This is a genomic window from Enterobacter sp. Crenshaw (genome assembly GCF_024734705.1).
Lineage (GTDB): Bacteria > Pseudomonadota > Gammaproteobacteria > Enterobacterales > Enterobacteriaceae > Enterobacter > Enterobacter asburiae_B.
In genome coordinates, this window is record NZ_CP102932.1 from 718186 (window position 1) to 741185 (window position 23000).

Consider the following 23000-nt stretch of genomic DNA (forward strand, 5'->3'; position numbering starts at 1 on the left):
CTTGTCAGTCTTAGGGCGCCTTGCTACGAGCATAAAAAAACCCGCGCAGTGGCGCGGGTTTCTAGTCTTACTGGTGACGATTCAACGCTGAATTTCGCCCGCCAGTCTACCGCGCACAGTGGATGCGTTTAGTAGTAGTAGACCGGTGAAACGAATGGTGCGTGTCATGAATCGTGCTCCGTTAAATTCAATATGCTTTTAGTGGTACTGGATACGGTTGTTCATGTCAACCCCTGAGGATGAAAACGGGCCCGACAGATGGAATCAACCGGGTATTCACTTTAGCTAATTGTGCTGGTTTTAGCTTTTTTGACCCGATTAATTGTCTAATTTTGGACTTGAGAAAAGAGTTGCAGATACCAATAAATATAAATGTTTAAAAATGAGTGAAATGTTTTGAAGAGGATGCTTGGTGCTTAAAGGGTTTTGATATCATAAAGTTATAAATGCAGTGAATCTATTTCGAAACGCTGAAAAGCGAACAGAGATAACAGGTTGTTAACTAACTGTAGGGCGATAGTAATAACAGTTTAATAATACTTAAGCCATCATTAACCTGACGGCAATTGTATATTGGTTTGATTTATGGTTTCATTTAAATCCTAAAGTCAAACATATCAGTTTTGTTCATTAATTTTCGTTAATATACAGTCTTTATTTATTCCGAATTTTAAATAATTCTCTTTCGCTGATCGTATTTGCATGATAAATGATATTTTTCAGGATTATTACCGTACGTTGGCAAAGGGGTGTAGCGTGACAGTGGAGTCAGAAGTGCCAGAAAATAATATTAAACAACCTCAAGCTACTGATGGGATTAAACCACAGTTACGCACGGTGGATCTGAATCTTCTGACGGTGTTTGATGCTGTCATGCAGGAACAGAATATCACCCGCGCTGCCCAAACCTTGGGGATGTCACAACCTGCCGTGAGTAATGCCGTTGCCAGGCTTAAGCTTATGTTTAACGACGAATTATTTGTTCGCTACGGGAGGGGGATCCAGCCTACGGCGCGCGCATTCCAGCTGTTTGGCTCCATTCGTCAGGCGTTGCAACTGGTCCAAAATGAGCTGCCGGGATCGGGCTTTGAACCCTTAAGCAGCGAGCGCGTATTCCATCTTTGTGTCTGTAGCCCTTTAGACAATTATTTAACGTCGATTATCTATAATAAAGTTGAAGAGATCGCACCCAATATCAATCTTGTTTTTAAATCATCCCTGAATCAAAACACAGAACATCAGTTACGCTATCAGGAGATCGAATTCGTTCTGGGGTATGAAGAGTTCCGTCGTCCGGAATTTTCCTGCGTGCCGCTGTTTAAAGATGAAATGGTTTTGGTCGCCAGTAAAAAACACCCGCGCCTGAATTCTCCGCTGCGAGAAAACGATGTTTATAACGAGCAGCACGCCGTTGTTGCGCTCGACAGATATGCTTCCTTTAGCCTGCCGTGGTATGACACTGCGGATAAACAGGCGAGCGTGGCTTATCAGGGCATGGCCATGGTCAGCGTATTAAACGTGGTTTCCCAGACACAGCTGGTGGCAATTGCGCCGCGCTGGCTGGCAGAAGAGTTTTCTGACCCTTTAAATCTGCAAATTTTGCCTCTGCCGCTCAAGCTAAATAGCCGTACCTGTTATCTTTCCTGGCATGAAGCAGCGGGCCGGGATAAAGGACATCAGTGGATGGAAGAGTTGCTGGTTGGCATCTGTCGCCGGTAAACGCATCAGGATAAATCGCATCGGTTTATGTGATTTATCCTGAGTTTTTTTAGATAACTGATATTTTCTTCTGTGAAGATTTTTTTTGGCTGCTCTACGGCACGCAAAAATAGATGATTTCCTGCATTGTCGCGCTTTTCAGCGATGATTTATCACCTCACTCTCTATTCCCAGAGGAATTAACCATATCTTCTGTGAACGGCTGCTTTTTCTGCTTTACGCACCGTTTATCTCCCCGGGTTTGCTAATTGCCTGCCTCATAACGAGCGGTTAAGGTAAAGAACACTCTGCAAAATATAAGATTGGTTCATCCCAATCGTAAGACGGTGCGGAAATGAATTCGGCAGTCCGTCTTTAACAAAATGCCTGGAGGCAAAGCATGGAGATGTTGTCTGGCGCGGAAATGGTCGTTCGGTCGCTGATCGATCAGGGCGTAAAGCAAGTGTTCGGCTACCCTGGCGGTGCGGTCCTCGATATTTATGATGCGCTGCATACGGTTGGGGGCATTGACCATGTTCTGGTACGTCACGAGCAGGCGGCGGTACACATGGCTGACGGCCTGGCACGTGCGACGGGTGAAGTGGGCGTGGTATTAGTCACGTCCGGCCCCGGCGCGACAAACGCCATTACCGGCATTGCGACGGCCTATATGGACTCCATTCCGCTGGTGATCCTCTCCGGGCAGGTGGCAACCTCACTGATTGGCTACGATGCGTTTCAGGAGTGCGACATGGTCGGGATTTCGCGTCCCGTTGTGAAGCACAGCTTCCTGGTCAAGCAAACAGAAGACATTCCCGGCATACTGAAAAAAGCCTTCTGGCTGGCGGCGAGCGGACGTCCGGGACCGGTGGTGGTCGATCTGCCTAAAGATATTCTCAACCCAGCAAACAAGCTGCCTTATGTCTGGCCGGAATCGGTCAGCATGCGCTCTTATAACCCCACAACGCAGGGGCATAAAGGTCAGATCAAGCGAGCGTTGCAAACGCTTCTGGCAGCTAAAAAACCGGTGGTCTATGTCGGTGGCGGGGCGATCAACTCTGCCTGTGAAGCCCAGCTTCGTGAACTGATTGAAAAGCTTAACCTGCCCGTTGCGTCGTCGCTGATGGGGCTGGGGGCGTTTCCTGCCACCCATCGTCAGGCGCTGGGGATGCTGGGGATGCACGGTACCTATGAAGCCAACATGACAATGCATCATTCCGATGTGATCTTTGCCGTCGGCGTGCGCTTTGACGATCGCACCACTAACAATCTGGCGAAGTATTGTCCGAACGCCACCGTGCTGCACATTGATATCGATCCAACGTCAATTTCAAAAACGGTGTCGGCTGATGTGCCGATCGTCGGTGATGCCCGGCAGGTTCTGGAGCAAATGCTGGATCTGCTGACTCAGGAGAGTGCAACCCAGCCGCTGGATGAGATCCGCGACTGGTGGCAGCAGATTGAACAGTGGCGCGCGCGTCAGTGCCTGAAATATGACACGCAAAGTGAAAACATTAAGCCGCAGGCGGTCATTGAAGCGGTGTGGCGACTGACGAAAGGTGAGGCGTACGTGACCTCAGACGTGGGGCAGCATCAGATGTTTGCCGCCCTGTATTACCCGTTTGATAAACCGCGACACTGGATCAACTCCGGTGGTTTAGGAACCATGGGCTTTGGTCTGCCTGCCGCGCTGGGCGTGAAGCTGGCGCTGCCGAATGAAACCGTCGTCTGCGTGACGGGGGACGGCAGTATTCAGATGAACATTCAGGAGCTGTCTACCGCGCTGCAATATGAACTGCCCGTACTGGTGCTGAACCTGAATAACGGGTATCTCGGTATGGTGAAGCAGTGGCAGGATATGATCTACTCTGGCCGCCACTCTCAGTCATACATGAAATCGCTGCCGGATTTTGTTCGTCTTGCTGAAGCGTACGGCCATGTAGGCATGCGGGTGACCGATCCGGCTGAGCTGGAAACGAAGCTCGCGCAAGCGCTTGAGCACGTTAAAAACAACCGCCTCGTCTTTATGGATGTGATTGTTGATGGAACTGAGCACGTTTATCCGATGCATATTCGTGGTGGTGGTATGGATGAAATGTGGTTAAGCAAAACGGAGAGAACCTGATATGCGCCGGATATTATCTGTTTTACTGGAAAACGAGTCTGGCGCACTGTCTCGCGTCATTGGCCTTTTTGCGCAGCGCGGCTATAACATTGAAAGCCTGACCGTTGCCCCAACGGAAGACCCGACGCTGTCGCGCATGACGATCCAAACCGTCGGCGATGCCAAAGTGCTTGAGCAAATTGAAAAACAGCTGCATAAGCTGGTCGACGTACTGCGCGTGAGCGAGCTGGGGCAGGCGGCCTACGTTGAGCGTGAGGTCATGCTGGTGAAAATCCAGGCCAGCGGCTACGGGCGTGATGAAGTCAAACGCAATGCGGATATTTTCCGCGGACAAATTATCGACGTCACGCCTTCTCTTTATACTGTGCAGCTGGTCGGGACAAGCGACAAGCTGGATGCTTTCCTCGCGTCCGTGCGGGACGTTGCAAAAATTGTCGAGGTCGCGAGATCGGGTGTCGTAGGTCTGTCACGCGGCGAGAAAATCATGCGTTAGTTGTCAAAAAGGTTCGCCTCTTTCTGCCCGGTCACCAAAGCCGGGCTTTTTTTGCGTAATCAGCCGACAACGCAGATAAAAGCGGTTGCCGCGAAGTCTTTTCTGCGTTTAGATGTTAAAAGATTTAACCATAACCTTGACAGGGCCATGGACTCTTTTCTTTTTTTAAGGGGCAATTGTGAAACTGGATGAAATCGCCCGGCTAGCCGGCGTGTCACGAACAACGGCCAGCTATGTGATTAACGGTAAAGCAAAGCAGTACCGTGTCAGCGACAAGACCGTTGAAAAAGTTATGGCGGTGGTTCGTGAGCATAACTACCATCCGAATGCTGTCGCAGCCGGTCTGCGTGCCGGGCGTACCCGCTCTATTGGTCTGGTGATCCCTGACCTGGAAAACACCAGCTATACCCGTATCGCCAACTATCTTGAACGTCAGGCGCGCCAGCGCGGCTATCAATTGCTGATTGCCTGCTCGGAAGACCAGCCCGACAACGAAATGCGTTGCATTGAGCATCTGCTCCAGCGCCAGGTGGATGCCATCATCGTGTCGACCTCCTTGCCACCAGAGCATCCGTTCTACCAGCGCTGGGCGAACGACCCGTTCCCAATCGTTGCGCTGGACCGCGCGCTCGATCGCGAGCATTTCACCAGCGTCGTGGGTGCGGATCAGGATGATGCCGAAATGCTGGCCGCAGAGCTGAGAACGTTCCCCGCTGAAACAGTGCTGTATCTTGGCGCGTTGCCCGAGCTTTCCGTGAGCTTCCTGCGTGAGCAGGGATTCAGAACCGCCTGGAAAGACGATCCGCGCGAGGTTCACTACCTCTATGCCAACAGCTACGAACGTGAAGCCGCAGCGCAGCTGTTTGAGAAATGGCTGGAAACGCATCCGATGCCTCAGGCGTTGTTCACCACGTCATTTGCGCTGTTGCAGGGTGTCATGGATGTGACCTTACGTCGTGAAGGTAAACTGCCCTCCGACCTGGCGATTGCCACGTTCGGGGATAATGAGCTGCTCGACTTCCTGCAGTGCCCGGTGCTGGCGGTAGCACAGCGTCACCGCGATGTGGCTGAACGCGTGCTTGAGATTGTGCTGGCAAGCCTGGATGAGCCGCGCAAACCGAAGCCGGGTCTGACGCGTATCAAACGTAATCTCTACCATCGCGGAATTTTAAGCCGCCAAAAATGAAATGACCGGGGCGGAGAAATCTGCCCCATTTTGCTGTGATTATTCGTGCAGATAATTCCCGGAGAGAAATTAGGATAATTCTTGCGGGATCGTAATCGCCTATTTTTTTAATTCATTCTGGCTTTTAAATTGTCCTTTTAAAGAACATGCGGGCGATTTTAAACAGCTATCTTTGTATTATTTTGTTACAAACCCTCTTCGGTCGATGAATATTCAGACGTTTTTCCTCTTACTGCTTCAGCTTACGTGGCAACCTCCGCGCTTACCGGGCACCTGGATGAATCTGGCGCTGTTATCCCCTGAGAATCTGTCATAAAATGCTGCCCGCGTCGCAAACTGACACTTTATATTTATCTGCGATGATATTGAGTGAGCTTTAACGCTAGTGTGCATATTCGGTTTTTTTCTTACAAATATTCATAACGTTAATTTTGCCTCGCCAGTTGTGCAGTTATTAACCAGGACTGTTTATCTCTGTAAATAGAGGGCTTTCGGGTCCTTATAGGGAGAGTCCTGGCTTGACAAGCTTTTCCCTCGCTCCGTAAACTCCTTTAGGTGGGAATTTGTGGGTTAAAGTGGTGAGGAGGGGTGAGACTGGCATGTTCCGTGGAGCTACGTTAGTCAATCTCGACAGCAAAGGGCGTTTATCGGTACCAACCCGATACCGCGACCAGCTGATTGAGAACGCTGCGGGTCAAATGGTTTGCACCATTGACATTAACTCCCCCTGCCTGCTGCTTTACCCCTTGCCTGAATGGGAAATTATTGAGCAAAAGCTGTCGCGACTGTCGAGCATGAACCCGCAGGAACGCCGCGTGCAGCGGCTGTTATTGGGACATGCCAGTGAATGTCAGATGGATAACGCAGGGCGGTTACTGATTGCCCCTGTGTTGCGGCAACATGCCGGTCTGACCAAAGAAGTGATGCTGGTCGGGCAGTTCAACAAGTTTGAACTGTGGGATGAAACGACCTGGTATCAACAGGTCAAGGAAGATATCGACGCTGAGCAGTCTGATTCCGCGACATTATCGGAACGGCTGCAGGACTTGTCTCTATAAATATGATGGAAAATTATAAACACAAAACGGTGTTACTGGACGAGGCCGTAAACGGTCTGAATATTCGTCCGGATGGCATCTACATTGATGGCACGTTTGGTCGCGGTGGTCACTCGCGTTTGATTCTCTCCCAGCTTGGAGAGGAAGGACGTCTGCTGGCAATCGATCGCGATCCGCAGGCAATTGCCGTTGCACAAACCATCAATGACCCACGCTTTTCCATCGTGCATGGACCTTTCTCTGCGCTCGCGGATTATGTTGCCGAGCGTGGCCTGACGGGCAAGATCGACGGGATTCTTCTCGATCTTGGCGTCTCTTCACCCCAACTTGATGATGCTGAACGTGGTTTCTCCTTTATGCGTGATGGTCCGCTGGACATGCGTATGGACCCGACGCGCGGTCAGTCTGCCGCTGAGTGGTTACAGACCGCTGACGAAGCCGATATTGCATGGGTCATCAAAACGTTTGGCGAAGAGCGCTTTGGCAAACGTATTGCGCGCGCCATCGTTGAGCGCAATCGCATTGAGCCCATGACCCGCACCAAAGAGTTGGCCGAAGTGATCGCGGCGGCGACACCGGTGAAGGATAAGCACAAACATCCCGCGACCCGTACCTTCCAGGCGGTTCGCATCTGGGTAAACAGTGAACTGGAGGAAATAGAGCTGGCGCTAAAAAGCTCGCTCGACGTGCTGGCCCCGGGTGGGCGGTTATCCATCATCAGCTTCCATTCGCTGGAAGACCGTATTGTGAAACGCTTTATGCGTGAGCAAAGCCGCGGTCCACAGGTGCCAGCGGGGCTGCCGATGACGGAAGAACAACTCAGGAAACTGGGTGGCCGTCAGTTGCGAGCATTAGGCAAGTTGATGCCGGGCGAAGAAGAAGTGGCAGAGAATCCACGCGCCCGTAGTTCAGTGCTGCGTGTTGCAGAGAGGACGAACGCATGATCGGCAGAGTGACAGAGACCCTAAGCAAAGTTAAGGATTCGTTAGGAAGCAACGAGCGCCATGCCTTGCCTGGCGTGATCGGCGACGATCTTTTGCGGTTTGGGAAACTGCCACTCTGTCTGTTCATTTGCATCATTGTCACGGCAGTTACGGTGGTGACCACCGCCCACCATACACGTTTATTGACTGCGCAACGCGAGCAGATGGTACTGGAACGCGATGCGCTGGATATTGAATGGCGAAATCTGATCCTTGAAGAAAACGCGCTCGGCGATCACAGCCGGGTTGAACGGATCGCAACGGAAAAGCTGCAGCTGCAGCATGTTGATCCTTCGCAGGAAAATATCGTAGTACAAAAATAAGGGAAAACGCGACGCATGAAAGCAGCGGCAAAAACGCTAAAACCAAAACGTCAGGAAGAACAGGCCAACTTTGTCAGTTGGCGTTTTGCGTTGCTTTGCGGCTGCATTTTACTCGCTCTGGGTTTTCTGCTGGGACGCGTGGCCTGGCTGCAAATCATCGCCCCTGACATGCTGGTGCGTCAGGGCGACATGCGCTCCCTGCGCGTCCAGGAAGTGTCGACATCCCGCGGGATGATCACCGACCGTTCGGGTCGTCCGCTGGCGGTGAGCGTGCCGGTGAAGGCGATCTGGGCCGATCCGAAAGAGCTGCACGACGCTGGCGGGATCACGCTTGATAACCGCTGGAAGGCGCTTGCGGATGCGCTGAAGATGCCGCTGGACCAGTTAGCTTCACGCGTAAATACGAACCCGCGAGGGCGGTTTATCTATCTGGCGCGTCAGGTTAACCCTGACATGGCGGACTACATCAAAAAATTGAAGCTGCCGGGGATCCATCTGCGTGAAGAATCCCGTCGTTACTATCCATCCGGCGAAGTGACTGCTCACCTCATTGGCTTTACTAACGTTGATAGCCAGGGGATTGAAGGCGTTGAAAAAAGCTTTGATAAATGGCTCACCGGCCAGCCCGGCGAGCGTATTGTGCGTAAGGACCGCTATGGTCGCGTGATCGAGGATATTTCCTCTACGGACAGCCAGGCCGCGCACAATCTGGCCCTGAGTATTGATGAGCGGCTACAGGCGCTGGTTTACCGCGAGCTGAACAATGCCGTGGCCTTCAACAAAGCGGAATCGGGCAGTGCCGTGTTAGTCGATGTCAACACGGGTGAAGTGCTGGCGATGGCCAATAGCCCGTCCTACAACCCTAACAATCTTACCGGTACGCAGAAGGATATTATGCGTAACCGTACCATCACCGACGTGTTCGAACCGGGTTCGACCGTTAAGCCGATGGTGGTCATGACTGCCCTTCAGCGCGGTATCGTCAATGAAAACACCGTCCTGAATACCATTCCATACCGAATTAACGGCCACGAGATCAAAGACGTGGCGCGCTACAGCGAATTGACCCTGACCGGGGTGTTACAGAAGTCGAGTAACGTCGGTGTTTCAAAGCTGGCGTTAGCGATGCCGTCCTCAGCGTTAGTAGAGACTTACTCACGTTTTGGGCTTGGAAAGGCGACCAATTTGGGGTTGGTCGGAGAACGCAGTGGCTTATATCCTCAAAAACAACGGTGGTCTGACATAGAGAGGGCCACCTTCTCTTTCGGCTACGGGCTAATGGTGACACCGTTACAGTTAGCGCGAGTCTACGCAACGATCGGCAGCTATGGCGTTTATCGTCCGCTGTCGATTACCAAAGTTGATCCACCGGTTCCCGGCGAGCGTATCTTCCCGGAATCAACCGTCCGTACGGTTGTTCATATGATGGAAAGCGTGGCGCTGCCCGGCGGCGGCGGCGTGAAGGCGGCAATCAAAGGTTATCGCATCGCCATCAAGACCGGCACGGCGAAAAAAGTAGGGCCGGACGGCCGCTATATCAACAAATACATTGCCTATACCGCAGGCGTTGCGCCTGCAAGCAATCCGCGTTTTGCGCTGGTGGTCGTGATAAACGATCCACAGGCGGGTAAATACTACGGCGGCGCCGTCTCCGCGCCTGTGTTCGGGGCTATCATGGGCGGCGTGTTACGCACCATGAACATCGAACCGGATGCGCTGGCGACGGGCGAAAAAAGTGAATTTGTAATTAATCAAGGCGAGGGTACAGGTGGCAGATCGTAATTTGCGCGACCTTCTCGCTCCGTGGGTGCCAAATGCACCGGAGCGAGCACTGCGAGAGATGGTACTGGACAGCCGCGTGGCTGCTTCTGGCGATCTTTTTGTGGCGGTGGTCGGTCATCAGGCGGACGGGCGTCGTTATATCCCGCAGGCGATTGCGCAAGGTGTGGCTGCCATTATTGCTGAGGCCAAAGATGAAGCAACCGACGGTGAGATCCGTGAAATGCACGGGGTGCCGGTCATCTATCTCAGCCAGTTAAACGAGCGTCTTTCCGCGCTGGCGGGACGTTTTTATCACGAACCTTCCGACCAGCTGCGCCTGGTAGGCGTCACGGGTACGAACGGTAAAACCACTACCACGCAGCTGATGGCGCAGTGGGCCCAGCTGCTGGGTGAAACCGGTGCGGTGATGGGTACCGTGGGTAACGGCCTGCTGGGCAAAGTGAGCCCGACGGAAAACACCACCGGCTCGGCCGTAGACGTACAGCATGTGCTTGCCGGTCTGGCAGGGCAGGGGGCAACCTTTGCTGCGATGGAAGTCTCTTCGCACGGTCTGGTTCAGCACCGCGTCGCGGCGCTGAAATTTGCTGCTTCCGTGTTTACCAACCTGAGCCGCGATCATCTTGATTATCATGGAGATATGGAGCATTACGAAGCCGCGAAATGGCTGCTGTTCTCTACTCACCATTACGGACAAGCCATCATCAACGCCGACGACGAAGTGGGCCGCCGCTGGCTGGCGAAGCTGCCGGATGCGGTTGCGGTGTCGATGGAAGACCATATCAATCCGAACTGCCACGGCCGCTGGCTGAAGGCGGTTGAGGTGAATTATCACGACAGCGGGGCGACAATCCGCTTTGCCTCTTCCTGGGGTGAAGGCGAAATTGAAAGCCGCCTGATGGGCGCGTTTAACGTCAGCAACCTGCTGCTGGCGCTGGCAACGCTGCTGGCGCTGGGTTATCCGATGGCTGAACTGCTGAAAACCTCAGCGCGTCTGCAGCCGGTTTGCGGCCGTATGGAAGTGTTCAGCGCGCCGGGCAAACCGACCGTTGTGGTTGATTATGCCCACACGCCGGATGCGCTGGAAAAAGCGCTGGAAGCGGCGCGCCTGCATTGCGCCGGTAAGCTCTGGTGCGTGTTTGGCTGCGGCGGCGATCGCGATAAAGGCAAACGCCCGCTGATGGGGGCTATTGCCGAGCAGTTCGCAGATATTCCGGTTGTGACCGATGACAACCCGCGTACTGAAGAGCCGCGCGCCATCATTAATGACATTCTGGCGGGCATGCTGGACGCGGGCCGCGCTCGCGTGGTGGAAGGGCGTGCGGAAGCCGTGACCAACACCATCATGCAGGCGCAGGAGAATGATGTTGTCCTGCTGGCGGGCAAAGGCCATGAAGATTATCAGATCGTTGGCAATCGCCGTCTGGACTACTCGGACCGCGTAACGGCAGCTCGTCTGCTGGGAGTCGTGGCATGATTAGCATCACGTTAAGCCAGGCAGCTGCCATTCTTAAGGGCGACCTGCACGGGCTGGACCTGACCATTGATGCCGTAACGACGGACACCCGCAAAATCACCGCAGGCTGTCTGTTTGTGGCGCTGAAAGGCGAGCGTTTTGACGCGCATGATTTTGCGGAACAGGCCAAAGAGAACGGCGCCGGTGCGCTGCTCGTCAGCCGCAAGCTCGATATCGATCTGCCACAAATTGTGGTGAAAGATACGCGTCTCGCGTTCGGTGAGCTGGCCGCCTGGGTTCGCCAGCAGGTCCCTACGCGCGTTGTCGCCTTGACCGGTTCATCAGGCAAGACGTCGGTGAAAGAGATGACGGCGGCGATCCTCAGCCAGTGCGGGAATACGCTTTATACCGCGGGCAACCTCAATAATGACATCGGCGTGCCGATGACATTACTCCGCCTGACCAAAGAACATGAATTTGCGGTAATCGAGTTAGGGGCAAACCACCAGGGCGAAATCGCCTGGACCGTGAGCCTGACTCGCCCGGAAGCCGCGCTGGTGAATAACCTCGCGGCGGCGCATCTGGAAGGCTTTGGCTCGCTGGAAGGCGTAGCGAAAGCCAAAGGTGAGATTTACACCGGCCTGCCGGATGACGGTATCGCCATTCTGAACGCCGACAACAACGACTGGCTGAACTGGCAAAGCATTATTGGTTCGCGTAAAACCTGGCGCTTCTCGCCGAATGCGGCCAACAGTGATTTTACCGCGACCAATATCCATGTGACGTCGCACGGTACGGAGTTCACCCTCACCACCCCAACGGGTGGCGTAGATGTGCTGCTGCCGCTGCCGGGTCGCCATAATATCGCCAATGCGCTTGCGGCGGCGGCGTTGTCGACGGCAGTGGGCGCGTCGCATGAAGCGATTAAGACCGGGCTGGCGAACCTGAAAGCCGTGCCGGGGCGTCTGTTCCCGATTCAGCTTTCGGAAAACAAGCTGCTGCTGGATGACTCCTACAACGCGAACGTGGGCTCGATGACGGCGGCGGTGCAGGTGTTATCTGAAATGCCGGGCTACCGCATCATGGTGGTGGGCGATATGGCAGAGCTGGGCGACGAAAGCGAAGCCTGCCATACCCAGGTCGGTGAAGCGGCGAAAGCTGCAGGGCTGGACTGCGTGCTGAGCGCAGGAAAACTGAGCCAGGCGATTAGCCAAGCCAGCGGCGTTGGCGAGCATTTTGCTGATAAAACCGCGTTGATAGCGCGCCTTAAGGCGTTGATTACAGAAAAACAAATTGTGACTGTGTTAGTGAAAGGTTCACGTAGTGCCGCCATGGAAGAGGTTGTGCACGCATTACAGGAGAACGGGACATGTTAGTTTGGCTGGCCGAACATTTGGTCAAATATTATTCAGGCTTTAACGTCTTTTCGTATCTGACGTTTCGCGCCATCGTCAGCCTGCTGACTGCGCTGTTCATCTCGTTGTGGATGGGCCCGCGCATGATTGCCCGTCTGCAAAAACTCTCTTTCGGCCAGGTTGTGCGTAACGACGGTCCGGAATCGCACTTCAGCAAGCGCGGCACGCCGACCATGGGCGGGATCATGATCCTGACCGCCATCGTCGTTTCCGTGTTGCTGTGGGCCTATCCCTCCAACCCGTACGTCTGGTGCGTTCTGACGGTACTGGTGGGTTACGGGATCATCGGTTTTGTGGATGATTACCGCAAAGTCGTCCGCAAAGATACCAAAGGCCTGATCGCGCGCTGGAAGTATTTCTGGATGTCGGTGATCGCGCTGGGCGTGGCCTTCGCGCTGTATCTGGCAGGCAAAGACACGCCAGCTACCGAGCTGGTCGTGCCGTTCTTTAAAGACGTGATGCCGCAGCTGGGGCTGTTCTACATCCTGCTGGCCTACTTTGTGATTGTCGGTACCGGTAACGCCGTTAACCTGACCGACGGTCTGGATGGCCTGGCCATTATGCCAACCGTCTTTGTGGCCGCCGGTTTTGCGCTGGTGGCGTGGGCGACCGGTAACATGAACTTTGCGAACTACCTGCACATCCCTTATCTGCGCCATGCGGGTGAGCTGGTGATCGTCTGTACGGCGATTGTCGGCGCGGGGCTGGGCTTCCTGTGGTTCAACACCTATCCGGCGCAGGTCTTTATGGGTGACGTCGGTTCTCTGGCCTTGGGCGGTGCGCTCGGCATTATCGCCGTACTGCTGCGTCAGGAGTTCCTGCTGGTGATCATGGGCGGCGTGTTTGTGGTTGAAACCCTGTCGGTGATTTTGCAGGTCGGTTCCTTCAAGCTGCGCGGTCAGCGCATCTTCCGTATGGCGCCGATTCACCACCACTATGAACTGAAAGGCTGGCCGGAGCCGCGCGTGATTGTGCGCTTCTGGATTATTTCGCTGATGCTAGTGCTGATTGGCCTGGCAACGCTGAAGGTACGTTAATCATGGCAGATTACCAGGGCAAAAAAGTCGTTATCATCGGGTTGGGCCTCACGGGGCTCTCCTGCGTGGACTTTTTCCTCGCACGCGGCGTGACGCCACGCGTGATGGATACGCGTGTCTCTCCGCCGGGTCTGGACAAACTGCCGGAACAGGTTGAACGCCACCTTGGTGGTCTGAATGATGACTGGCTGCTGGCAGCCGATCTGATTGTCGCAAGCCCAGGTATGGCGCTGGCGCATCCTTCGCTGAGCGCTGCTGCGGATGCGGGCGTTGAGATTGTCGGCGATATCGAGCTGTTCTGCCGCGAAGCGCAGGCACCTATTATCGCCATTACCGGTTCTAACGGTAAAAGCACCGTCACCACCCTGGTGGGTGAAATGGCGAAAGCGGCGGGCATGAACGTCGGCGTTGGCGGTAACATTGGTTTACCCGCTCTGATGCTGCTGGATAAAGGCTGCGAGCTGTATGTTCTCGAGCTTTCCAGCTTCCAGCTGGAAACGACCTCCAGCCTGCACGCTGCGGCGGCGACGATCCTCAACGTGACTGAAGATCATATGGACAGGTATCCATTTGGTCTGCAGCAGTACCGTGCCGCCAAGCTGCGCGTTTATGAAAATGCCAAAGTCTGCGTTGTAAACGCCGATGACGCGCTGACCATGCCCGTACGCGGTGCAGACGATCGCTGTATCAGCTTCGGTATCACGATGGGGGATTACCACCTGAACCGTCAGCTGGGCGAAACCTGGCTGCGCGTGAAGGGTGAGAAAGTGCTGAACGTGAAAGAGATGAAGCTCACTGGTCAGCACAACTATACCAATGCCCTGGCGGCGCTGGCGCTGGCGGATGCAGTAGGGCTGCCGCGCTCCTCCAGCCTGAAAGCGTTAACCACGTTTTCTGGTCTGGCGCACCGTTTCCAGCTGGCGCTGGAGCACAACGGCGTGCGCTGGATTAACGACTCCAAAGCTACCAACGTCGGAAGCACGGAGGCCGCGCTGAACGGTCTGCACGTTGACGGCACCCTGCATTTACTGCTGGGCGGCGACGGTAAATCAGCTGATTTTTCCTCCCTGAAGCCGTATCTCGCCGGAGATAACGTCCGCCTGTACTGCTTCGGCCGTGACGGCAGCGAGCTGGCTGAACTGCGCCCTGAGGTTGCCGAGCAAACCGAAACCATGGAACAGGCGATGCGGCTGATTGCCCCTCGCGTGAAGCCAGGCGATATGGTGCTGCTCTCTCCGGCCTGTGCCAGCCTCGATCAATTCAAGAATTTCGAACAGCGTGGTGATGTCTTTACCCGCCTGGCGAAGGAGTTAGGCTAATGCGTTTATCTCTCCCTCGCCTGAAAATGCCGCGCCTGCCAGGATTTGGGATCCTGGCATGGGTATTTGCGGCGCTCAAAGGCTGGGTGATGGGCTCTCGTCAAAAAGATAACGACAGCCTGGTCATGTACGATCGCACGCTGTTCTGGCTCACTATGGGGCTGGCGGCGGTCGGCTTCATTATGGTGACGTCAGCCTCAATGCCCGTCGGGCAGCGTCTGGCGAACGATCCTTTCCTGTTTGCCAAGCGTGATGGTCTTTACATCATCCTGGCGTTCTGCCTGGCGCTGGTGACCCTGCGTCTGCCGATGGAGTTCTGGCAGCGCCACAGTACGGCGATGCTGATCGCCTCGATTATTATGCTGCTGATCGTACTGGTGGTGGGGAGCTCTGTTAACGGGGCTTCACGCTGGATCGCCTTTGGCCCGCTGCGCATTCAGCCTGCGGAATTTACCAAGCTCTCCCTGTTCTGCTACCTGGCTAACTACCTGGTGCGTAAGGTTGATGAAGTGCGTAACAACCTCCGCGGCTTCTTAAAACCGATGGGCGTGATTCTGGTGCTGGCGGTATTACTGCTGGCGCAGCCTGACCTCGGTACCGTTGTCGTGCTGTTCGTTACCACTCTGGCCATGTTGTTCCTGGCGGGCGCGAAGCTGTGGCAGTTCATCGCTATCATCGGGATGGGGATTTCGGCGGTTGTGCTGCTGATCCTCGCCGAGCCTTACCGTATTCGCCGTGTGACCTCGTTCTGGAACCCGTGGGAAGATCCGTTCGGCAGCGGCTATCAGCTGACGCAGTCGCTGATGGCCTTTGGTCGCGGTGAAGTCTGGGGGCAAGGGCTGGGTAACTCGGTACAGAAACTGGAGTATTTACCGGAAGCGCATACTGACTTCATCTTCTCCATTATTGCGGAAGAACTGGGTTATATCGGTGTGGTACTAGCGCTTTTAATGGTATTCTTCGTCGCTTTCCGCGCCATGTCCATCGGCCGGAAAGCGCTGGAGATCGATCACCGCTTCTCAGGATTCTTAGCCTGTTCAATTGGTATCTGGTTTAGCTTCCAGGCATTGGTTAACGTCGGGGCCGCAGCGGGTATGCTGCCGACCAAAGGTCTGACGTTGCCGTTGATCAGTTATGGTGGTTCGAGTCTGTTGATTATGTCGACGGCCATCATGTTTTTGTTGCGTATAGATTATGAGACGCGTCTGGAAAAAGCCCAGGCGTTTACACGAGGTTCACGATGAATCAACCGAAGCGGTTAATGGTGATGGCAGGCGGTACCGGCGGACACGTGTTCCCGGGGCTGGCGGTTGCGCACCATTTAATGGATCAGGGCTGGCAGGTACGCTGGCTGGGAACCGCAGACCGCATGGAAGCCGACCTGGTGCCGAAGCACGGTATTGAGATCGACTTTATTCGTATTTCCGGCCTTCGGGGCAAAGGCCTCAAGGCAATGCTGCTGGCACCGGTGCGTATTTTTAACGCCTGGCGCCAGGCGCGCACCATCATGAAGCGCTTTAAGCCAGATGTGGTGCTGGGCATGGGCGGCTATGTCTCTGGTCCTGGCGGGCTGGCGGCGTGGTCGTTAGGCATTCCCGTTGTGCTGCATGAGCAGAATGGAATTGCCGGTCTGACCAACAAGTGGCTGGCGAAAATCGCTACCAAAGTTATGCAGGCGTTTCCCGGTGCGTTCCCGAAAGCGGACGTGGTGGGTAACCCGGTGCGTGTGGACGTGCTGGCGCTCCCGCTGCCGGACGCTCGCCTGACGGGCCGTGAAGGGCCGGTTCGTGTACTGGTCGTCGGCGGCTCTCAGGGCGCACGCATTTTAAACCAGACGATGCCGCAGGTTGCCGCAAAGCTGGGGGATACCGTGACCATCTGGCACCAGAGCGGAAAAGGCGCTCAGCAGACCGTTGAGCAAGCTTACGCCGAAGCGGGGCAGCCGCAGCATAAAGTCACAGAATTTATCGACGACATGGCGGCAGCGTATGCCTGGGCCGATGTCGTGGTCTGTCGTTCAGGCGCGCTGACGGTGAGCGAGATCGCCGCCGCCGGTCTGCCGGCCCTGTTTGTGCCGTTCCAGCACAAAGACAGACAGCAGTACTGGAATGCGCTGCCGCTTGAGAAAGCCGGTGCCGCGAAGATTTTTGAACAGCCACAATTTACCGCCGACGCGGTCGCCACCACCCTGGCGGGCTGGAACAGAGACGCACTGCTGGAGATGGCGCAACGCGCACGCGCGACCGCTATCCCTGATGCGACGGAACGGGTGGCAAAAGAAGTGAGCCTGGCAGCCCAGGCTTAACCCTCGCAGCGCGTTTTGCGCTGCACGAATTTTAAGTAGTCGATGGCGTTTAGAGAATGAATACACAACAACTGGCAAAACTGCGTTCAATCGTGCCCGAGATGCGTCGCGTCCGGCACATTCACTTTGTTGGCATCGGTGGTGCTGGCATGGGCGGTATTGCCGAAGTGTTAGCTAACGAAGGTTATCAGATCAGCGGGTCTGACCTGGCGCCAAACCCTGTTACGCAGCAGCTGGCGTCGCTTGGGGCGACTATCTATTTCAACCATCGTCCGGAAAATGTGCGCGATGCGAGCGTGGTGGTGGTCTCCAGCGCCATCTCCTCTGACAACCCGGAAATCGTTGCCGCGCACGAAGCGCGCATTCCGGTGATCCGCCGTGCAGAAATGCTGGCGGAACTGATGCGTTTCCGTCACGGCATCGCCATTGCCGGGACCCACGGTAAAACCACGACCACGGCGATGGTCTCCAGTATTTATGCGGAAGCTGGTCTCGACCCGACGTTCGTCAACGGCGGTCTGGTCAAAGCCGCAGGCGTACATGCGCGTCTGGGCCACAGTCGTTATCTGATTGCCGAAGCGGATGAGAGCGACGCGTCGTTCCTGCACCTGCAGCCGATGGTGGCGATTGTCACTAACATCGAAGCTGACCATATGGATACCTACCAGGGCGACTTCGAGAACTTAAAGCAGACCTTCATCAACTTCCTGCACAACCTGCCATTCTATGGACGCGCGGTGATGTGCGTAGACGATCCGGTGATCCGCGAGCTGCTGCCGCGCGTGGGTCGTCAAATCACCACTTACGGCTTCAGCGAAGACGCTGACGTCCGCGTGGAAGAGTACAAACAGATCGGTGCGCAGGGGCACTTCACGCTGGCGCGTCAGGACAAAGAGCTGCTGCACGTCACGCTGAATGCGCCAGGTCGCCATAACGCCCTCAATGCCGCAGCGGCTGTGGCCGTCGCGACGGAAGAAGGCATTGATGATGATGCCATTCTGCGCGCGCTGGAAAGTTTCCAGGGCACCGGCCGTCGCTTCGACTTCCTCGGTGAATTCCCGCTGGACGCCGTGAACGGTAAAGCCGGCACTGCGATGCTGGTGGACGACTACGGCCACCATCCGACCGAAGTCGATGCCACCATTAAAGCCGCGCGTGCAGGCTGGCCGGACAAAAATCTGGTGATGGTCTTCCAGCCGCACCGCTTCACGCGTACGCGCGATCTGTACGACGATTTCGCCAGCGTCCTGTCACAGGTAGACACCCTGTTAATGCTGGACGTGTACGCCGCAGGCGAGACGCCGATTCCGGGGGCTGACAGCCGTTCCCTGTGTCGTACCATCCGTGGACGCGGTAAAGTTGACCCTATTCTGGTTTCTGACCCAGCACAGGTGGCGGAAATTCTGGCACCGGTCCTGACAGGTAATGATTTGATTCTGATTCAGGGCGCGGGAAATATCGGCAAAATCGCCCGTACCTTAGCTGAAATCAAACTGAAGCCGCAAACCCAGGAGGATGAGCATCATGGCTGATAAGATTGCTGTCCTGTCTGGCGGCACCTCCGCCGAGCGCGAGGTTTCCCTGAATTCCGGCGCGGCTGTGCTGGCGGGCCTGCGTGAAGCTGGCGTCAATGCGCACCTGGTCGACCCAAAAGAGGTCGACGTGACGCAATTAAAAGCCATGGGCTTCGATAAAGTCTTTATCGCTTTGCATGGTCGCGGCGGCGAAGACGGCACCCTGCAGGGGCTTCTGGATTTGATCGGCATGCCTTACACCGGCAGCGGCGTGATGGCCTCCGCTATCTCTATGGACAAACTGCGCAGCAAGCTTCTGTGGCAGGGCGCGGGGTTACCCGTTGCGCCATGGGTAGCACTGACGCGTCGCGAATTTGAATTGGGCCTGCCGGATAGCGTTAATACACGCATTGCTGAGCTGGGCTTACCGGTTATTGTAAAGCCCAGCCGGGAAGGTTCGAGCGTGGGAATGTCCAAAGTCGAGAAAGCTGAAGATCTTTCGTCCGCTTTAGCACTGGCATTTCAACATGATGAAGAAGTTCTGGTTGAAAAATGGCTCAGCGGGCCGGAATTTACCGTCGCGATGCTTGGCGAAGAAATTTTACCGTCAATTCGTATCCAACCGGCCGGAACCTTCTATGATTATGAGGCGAAGTATCTCTCTGATGAGACGCAATATTTCTGCCCTTGTGGTCTTGAAGCTGAGTGTGAAGCCGATTTACAGTCCCTGGTGCTTAAAGCCTGGCATATTCTGGGTTGTCAGGGCTGGGGACGCATCGACGTGATGCAGGACAGTGACGGACAATTTTATCTGCTGGAAGCGAATACCTCTCCGGGAATGACCAGCCACAGCCTTGTGCCGATGGCCGCGCGTCAGGCGGGGATGAGCTTCTCGCAGTTAGTCGTACGCATTATGGACCAGGCGGGCTGATATGTCTCAGGCTGCATTGAACACGCGCAACCGCGATGACGAGGACGAATACGCCTCTTCACGCCGCAGTAATGGAACGCGTCTTGCAGGCATCATTTTCCTGCTCGGGGTGCTGTGCACCGTGTTTATCAGCGGCTGGATGGTCCTGGGCTGGATGGAAGATGCGCAACGGTTGCCGCTTTCTAAGCTGGTGGTCACCGGTGAGCGTCACTACACGCGTAACGACGATATTCGCCAGTCAATTCTGGCGCTGGGCTCGCCTGGCACTTTTATGACGCAGGACGTCAACATTATCCAGAGCCAGATAGAACGTCTGCCATGGATAAAACAGGCGAGCGTAAGAAAGCAATGGCCTGATGAATTGAAGATTCATCTGGTTGAATATGTGCCCATTGCGCGTTGGAATGATCAGCACATGGTTGACGCAGACGGAAATTCCTTCAGCGTCCCGGCCGATCGTGTCAACAAGCAAAATTTACCGATGTTGTATGGCCCGGAAGGTAGCGAAAACGAGGTTTTACAAGGTTTTCGCGAAATGGGGCAGGTGCTGGCGAAGGACAGGTTTACGTTAAAAGATGCTGCCATGACGGCGCGCCGTTCCTGGCAGCTGACGTTAACAAACGGCATTAAGCTCAACCTGGGACGCGGCGACACAATGAAGCGTCTGGCGCGTTTTGTCGAACTTTACCCGGTTTTACAGCAGCAGGCACAGACTGACGGCAAACGGATAAGCTACGTTGATTTGCGCTATGACTCAGGCGCAGCAGTCGGTTGGGTACCGGCTCCGGTCGAGGAACCTAATCAGCAACAGAATCAGGCACAGGTACAGGCAGAACAACAATGATCAAGGCGACGGACAGAAAACTGGTAGTTGGACTGGAGATTGGCACCGCGAAGGTTGCCGCTTTAGTAGGGGAAGTTCTGCCCGACGGTATGGTCAATATCATTGGCGTAGGCAGTTGCCCGTCCCGTGGTATGGATAAAGGTGGGGTAAACGATCTTGAATCGGTGGTGAAATGCGTTCAGCGCGCCATCGATCAGGCTGAACTGATGGCAGATTGCCAGATTTCTTCTGTCTATCTGGCCCTTTCTGGTAAGCACATTAGCTGCCAGAACGAAATCGGTATGGTGCCGATTTCCGAAGAAGAAGTGACGCAGGAAGACGTTGAAAACGTCGTGCACACGGCGAAATCCGTGCGTGTCCGCGACGAGCATCGCGTGCTGCATGTCATTCCGCAGGAATATGCGATTGACTACCAGGAAGGGATCAAGAACCCGGTCGGCCTTTCTGGCGTACGTATGCAGGCAAAAGTGCACCTGATCACATGTCACAACGATATGGCGAAGAACATTGTAAAAGCCGTTGAACGTTGTGGCCTGAAAGTTGACCAACTTATTTTCGCGGGTCTGGCGGCAAGTTATTCCGTACTGACCGAAGATGAACGTGAACTGGGTGTCTGTGTGGTCGATATTGGTGGTGGTACAATGGATATCGCCGTGTATACCGGCGGTGCGTTGCGCCACACGAAAGTGATCCCTTATGCCGGGAACGTTGTGACCAGCGATATTGCTTACGCTTTTGGTACGCCGCCGAGCGATGCAGAAGCGATCAAAGTGCGCCACGGCTGTGCGCTGGGGTCTATCGTTGGCAAAGATGAGAGCGTTGAAGTGCCGAGCGTCGGTGGTCGTCCACCTCGTAGCCTGCAGCGCCAGACGTTGGCAGAGGTCATTGAGCCGCGCTATACCGAGCTGCTCAACCTGGTCAACGAAGAGATTTTACAGTTACAGGAACAGCTTCGTCAGCAGGGCGTTAAACATCATCTTGCGGCGGGGATTGTATTAACCGGCGGTGCAGCGCAAATTGAAGGTCTTGCTGCCTGTGCTCAGCGCGTATTCCATACGCAGGTGCGTATTGGTGCGCCGCTGAATATCACCGGTTTAACGGATTATGCTCAGGAGCCGTATTATTCAACGGCTGTGGGCCTGCTCCACTACGGGAAGGAATCTCATCTCAGTGGTGAAGCAGAAGTGGAAAAACGCGTCTCAGTGGGGTCGTGGGTCAAACGACTGAACAACTGGTTGCGAAAAGAGTTTTAATTTTTTTAAGAGACCGGAGAGAATTAGCGGTCTCGGGCGACAGGCACAACGGAGAGAGAAATTATGTTTGAACCTATGGAACTGACCAACGACGCGGTGATTAAAGTCATCGGCGTCGGTGGCGGCGGCGGTAACGCCGTAGAGCATATGGTGCGTGAACGCATTGAAGGTGTTGAATTCTTCGCAGTTAACACCGATGCGCAGGCACTGCGTAAGACGGCTGTTGGCCAGACTATCCAGATCGGCGGTGGTATCACCAAAGGGCTGGGAGCAGGGGCTAACCCGGAAGTCGGCCGTAATGCGGCTGAAGAAGATCGTGAAGCGCTGCGCGCTGCACTGGAAGGTGCGGACATGGTCTTCATCGCAGCAGGTATGGGTGGCGGTACCGGTACCGGCGCAGCACCTGTTGTGGCTGAAGTGGCAAAAGATTTAGGTATCCTGACCGTTGCTGTCGTGACCAAGCCTTTCAATTTTGAAGGCAAGAAGCGTATGGCCTTCGCGGAGCAGGGTATCACCGAGCTGTCCAAGCATGTGGACTCGCTGATCACCATCCCGAACGACAAGCTGTTGAAAGTTCTGGGTCGCGGTATTTCCCTGCTGGACGCATTCGGTGCAGCAAACGACGTGCTGAAAGGCGCGGTTCAGGGTATCGCTGAACTGATTACCCGTCCTGGCCTGATGAACGTTGACTTTGCAGACGTTCGCACCGTGATGTCCGAAATGGGCTACGCGATGATGGGCTCTGGCGTGGCGAGCGGTGAAGACCGTGCTGAAGAAGCGGCTGAAATGGCTATCTCTTCTCCACTGCTGGAAGATATCGATCTGTCTGGTGCGCGCGGCGTGCTGGTCAACATTACCGCTGGCTTTGACCTGCGTCTGGATGAGTTCGAAACCGTGGGTAACACTATCCGTGCGTTCGCCTCTGACAACGCGACCGTGGTAATCGGTACTTCCCTTGACCCTGAAATGAACGACGAGCTGCGTGTTACCGTTGTTGCGACCGGTATCGGTATGGACAAGCGTCCTGAGATCACCTTAGTGACCAACAAGCAGACTCAGCAACCGGTAATGGATCGTTACCAGCAGCACGGTATGTCTCCTCTGACTCAGGAGCAGAAACCGGCCGCGAAAGTGGTGAACGACCCAACGCCGCAAACGGCGAAAGAGCCAGATTATCTGGATATCCCGGCGTTCCTGCGTAAGCAAGCTGACTAAGAATTGGCTGGAATTAGGGGATTTGCGCTCTTTGTGCTAAACTGGCCCACCGTTAGTGATATACAC

Annotated in this window: 20 protein-coding genes; 19 read left to right on the plus strand and 1 reads right to left on the minus strand. The window is 54.9% G+C overall.

Annotated elements, in window-relative coordinates; all coding sequences use genetic code 11:
• Positions 1–81: 81 nt before the first annotated feature.
• Positions 82–168, minus strand: coding sequence for a leu operon leader peptide (gene leuL, locus NWV12_RS22105; protein ID WP_071786497.1), 87 nt, complete (start codon positions 166–168; stop codon positions 82–84).
• 606 nt (positions 169–774) lie between these two features.
• Here leuL and leuO point away from each other — a divergent pair.
• The 19 genes from leuO to ftsZ all read left to right on the plus strand — a co-directional run bounded on the left by leuO (position 775) and on the right by ftsZ (position 22934).
• Positions 775–1719: a transcriptional regulator LeuO gene (leuO, locus tag NWV12_RS03350; RefSeq protein ID WP_047060143.1), complete on the plus strand. Its 945-nt coding sequence runs from the start codon at positions 775–777 to the stop codon at positions 1717–1719.
• Between the two features lie 379 nt (positions 1720–2098).
• Entirely contained in the window at positions 2099–3823 is a 1725-nt protein-coding gene (ilvI, locus tag NWV12_RS03355) for an acetolactate synthase 3 large subunit (RefSeq protein WP_029741224.1), read from the plus strand.
• Between the two features lies 1 nt (position 3824).
• Positions 3825–4316 carry an acetolactate synthase small subunit gene (ilvN, locus tag NWV12_RS03360; RefSeq protein WP_048979012.1) on the plus strand — a complete coding sequence of 164 codons (492 nt, stop codon included), beginning with the start codon at positions 3825–3827 and terminating at the stop codon, positions 4314–4316.
• A 178-nt stretch (positions 4317–4494) separates the two neighbouring features.
• A complete protein-coding gene (gene cra / locus NWV12_RS03365) occupies positions 4495–5502 on the plus strand; it encodes a catabolite repressor/activator (RefSeq protein WP_008501993.1) in 1008 nt (335 codons plus the stop codon).
• A gap of 599 nt (positions 5503–6101) precedes the next feature.
• Positions 6102–6560 carry a division/cell wall cluster transcriptional repressor MraZ gene (gene mraZ, locus NWV12_RS03370; RefSeq protein WP_021240528.1) on the plus strand — a complete coding sequence of 153 codons (459 nt, stop codon included), beginning with the start codon at positions 6102–6104 and terminating at the stop codon, positions 6558–6560.
• A gap of 2 nt (positions 6561–6562) precedes the next feature.
• The gene (gene rsmH / locus NWV12_RS03375; protein ID WP_021240527.1) at positions 6563–7504 is read left to right on the plus strand and encodes a 16S rRNA (cytosine(1402)-N(4))-methyltransferase RsmH; all 942 of its coding nucleotides are present in this window, start codon (positions 6563–6565) and stop codon (positions 7502–7504) included.
• Entirely contained in the window at positions 7501–7866 is a 366-nt protein-coding gene (gene ftsL / locus NWV12_RS03380; RefSeq protein WP_008501989.1) for a cell division protein FtsL, read from the plus strand. The genes rsmH and ftsL overlap by 4 nt, the downstream gene beginning before the upstream one ends.
• A 15-nt stretch (positions 7867–7881) precedes the next feature.
• Complete coding sequence (locus NWV12_RS03385) at positions 7882–9648, plus strand: peptidoglycan glycosyltransferase FtsI (RefSeq protein ID WP_033144627.1); 1767 nt, start codon at positions 7882–7884, stop codon at positions 9646–9648.
• The gene (murE, locus tag NWV12_RS03390; protein ID WP_048979011.1) at positions 9635–11122 is read left to right on the plus strand and encodes a UDP-N-acetylmuramoyl-L-alanyl-D-glutamate--2,6-diaminopimelate ligase; all 1488 of its coding nucleotides are present in this window, start codon (positions 9635–9637) and stop codon (positions 11120–11122) included. The genes NWV12_RS03385 and murE overlap by 14 nt, the downstream gene beginning before the upstream one ends.
• Positions 11119–12477 (plus strand): UDP-N-acetylmuramoyl-tripeptide--D-alanyl-D-alanine ligase, encoded by a 1359-nt coding sequence (gene murF, locus NWV12_RS03395; protein ID WP_048979010.1) that lies wholly within the window; start codon positions 11119–11121, stop codon positions 12475–12477. Before murE ends, murF begins: the two co-directional genes overlap by 4 nt.
• Positions 12471–13553 (plus strand): phospho-N-acetylmuramoyl-pentapeptide-transferase, encoded by a 1083-nt coding sequence (gene mraY / locus NWV12_RS03400; protein ID WP_008501985.1) that lies wholly within the window; start codon positions 12471–12473, stop codon positions 13551–13553. The genes murF and mraY overlap by 7 nt, the downstream gene beginning before the upstream one ends.
• 2 nt (positions 13554–13555) lie before the next feature.
• Positions 13556–14872 (plus strand): UDP-N-acetylmuramoyl-L-alanine--D-glutamate ligase, encoded by a 1317-nt coding sequence (murD, locus tag NWV12_RS03405; RefSeq protein WP_039260814.1) that lies wholly within the window; start codon positions 13556–13558, stop codon positions 14870–14872.
• The gene (gene ftsW, locus NWV12_RS03410) at positions 14872–16116 is read left to right on the plus strand and encodes a cell division protein FtsW (protein WP_023310395.1); all 1245 of its coding nucleotides are present in this window, start codon (positions 14872–14874) and stop codon (positions 16114–16116) included. Before murD ends, ftsW begins: the two co-directional genes overlap by 1 nt.
• On the plus strand, positions 16113–17177 hold the full coding sequence (gene murG / locus NWV12_RS03415) for an undecaprenyldiphospho-muramoylpentapeptide beta-N-acetylglucosaminyltransferase (protein ID WP_048979009.1): 1065 nt from the start codon (positions 16113–16115) through the stop codon (positions 17175–17177). Before ftsW ends, murG begins: the two co-directional genes overlap by 4 nt.
• A 56-nt stretch (positions 17178–17233) precedes the next feature.
• Complete coding sequence (murC, locus tag NWV12_RS03420) at positions 17234–18709, plus strand: UDP-N-acetylmuramate--L-alanine ligase (RefSeq protein ID WP_033144631.1); 1476 nt, start codon at positions 17234–17236, stop codon at positions 18707–18709.
• Positions 18702–19622, plus strand: a complete 921-nt coding sequence (locus NWV12_RS03425) for a D-alanine--D-alanine ligase (RefSeq protein ID WP_048979008.1) — start codon at positions 18702–18704, stop codon at positions 19620–19622. The genes murC and NWV12_RS03425 overlap by 8 nt, the downstream gene beginning before the upstream one ends.
• Position 19623: 1 nt before the next feature.
• Entirely contained in the window at positions 19624–20466 is an 843-nt protein-coding gene (gene ftsQ, locus NWV12_RS03430; RefSeq protein ID WP_023310399.1) for a cell division protein FtsQ, read from the plus strand.
• Positions 20463–21719 (plus strand): cell division protein FtsA, encoded by a 1257-nt coding sequence (gene ftsA, locus NWV12_RS03435; protein WP_023334508.1) that lies wholly within the window; start codon positions 20463–20465, stop codon positions 21717–21719. Before ftsQ ends, ftsA begins: the two co-directional genes overlap by 4 nt.
• A 63-nt stretch (positions 21720–21782) precedes the next feature.
• Positions 21783–22934, plus strand: a complete 1152-nt coding sequence (gene ftsZ, locus NWV12_RS03440; RefSeq protein WP_008501978.1) for a cell division protein FtsZ — start codon at positions 21783–21785, stop codon at positions 22932–22934.
• Positions 22935–23000 lie beyond the last annotated feature (66 nt).

Coding starts and splice junctions, on each gene's coding strand:
- leuL (WP_071786497.1), bottom strand. CDS start 168: ATGACACGCACCATTCGTTTCACCGGTCTACTACTACTAAACGCATCC.
- ilvI (WP_029741224.1), top strand. CDS start 2,099: ATGGAGATGTTGTCTGGCGCGGAAATGGTCGTTCGGTCGCTGATCGAT.
- ilvN (WP_048979012.1), top strand. CDS start 3,825: ATGCGCCGGATATTATCTGTTTTACTGGAAAACGAGTCTGGCGCACTG.
- mraZ (WP_021240528.1), top strand. CDS start 6,102: ATGTTCCGTGGAGCTACGTTAGTCAATCTCGACAGCAAAGGGCGTTTA.
- rsmH (WP_021240527.1), top strand. CDS start 6,563: ATGATGGAAAATTATAAACACAAAACGGTGTTACTGGACGAGGCCGTA.
- ftsL (WP_008501989.1), top strand. CDS start 7,501: ATGATCGGCAGAGTGACAGAGACCCTAAGCAAAGTTAAGGATTCGTTA.
- NWV12_RS03385 (WP_033144627.1), top strand. CDS start 7,882: ATGAAAGCAGCGGCAAAAACGCTAAAACCAAAACGTCAGGAAGAACAG.
- murF (WP_048979010.1), top strand. CDS start 11,119: ATGATTAGCATCACGTTAAGCCAGGCAGCTGCCATTCTTAAGGGCGAC.
- mraY (WP_008501985.1), top strand. CDS start 12,471: ATGTTAGTTTGGCTGGCCGAACATTTGGTCAAATATTATTCAGGCTTT.
- murD (WP_039260814.1), top strand. CDS start 13,556: ATGGCAGATTACCAGGGCAAAAAAGTCGTTATCATCGGGTTGGGCCTC.
- ftsW (WP_023310395.1), top strand. CDS start 14,872: ATGCGTTTATCTCTCCCTCGCCTGAAAATGCCGCGCCTGCCAGGATTT.
- murG (WP_048979009.1), top strand. CDS start 16,113: ATGAATCAACCGAAGCGGTTAATGGTGATGGCAGGCGGTACCGGCGGA.
- murC (WP_033144631.1), top strand. CDS start 17,234: ATGAATACACAACAACTGGCAAAACTGCGTTCAATCGTGCCCGAGATG.
- NWV12_RS03425 (WP_048979008.1), top strand. CDS start 18,702: ATGGCTGATAAGATTGCTGTCCTGTCTGGCGGCACCTCCGCCGAGCGC.
- ftsQ (WP_023310399.1), top strand. CDS start 19,624: ATGTCTCAGGCTGCATTGAACACGCGCAACCGCGATGACGAGGACGAA.
- ftsA (WP_023334508.1), top strand. CDS start 20,463: ATGATCAAGGCGACGGACAGAAAACTGGTAGTTGGACTGGAGATTGGC.
- ftsZ (WP_008501978.1), top strand. CDS start 21,783: ATGTTTGAACCTATGGAACTGACCAACGACGCGGTGATTAAAGTCATC.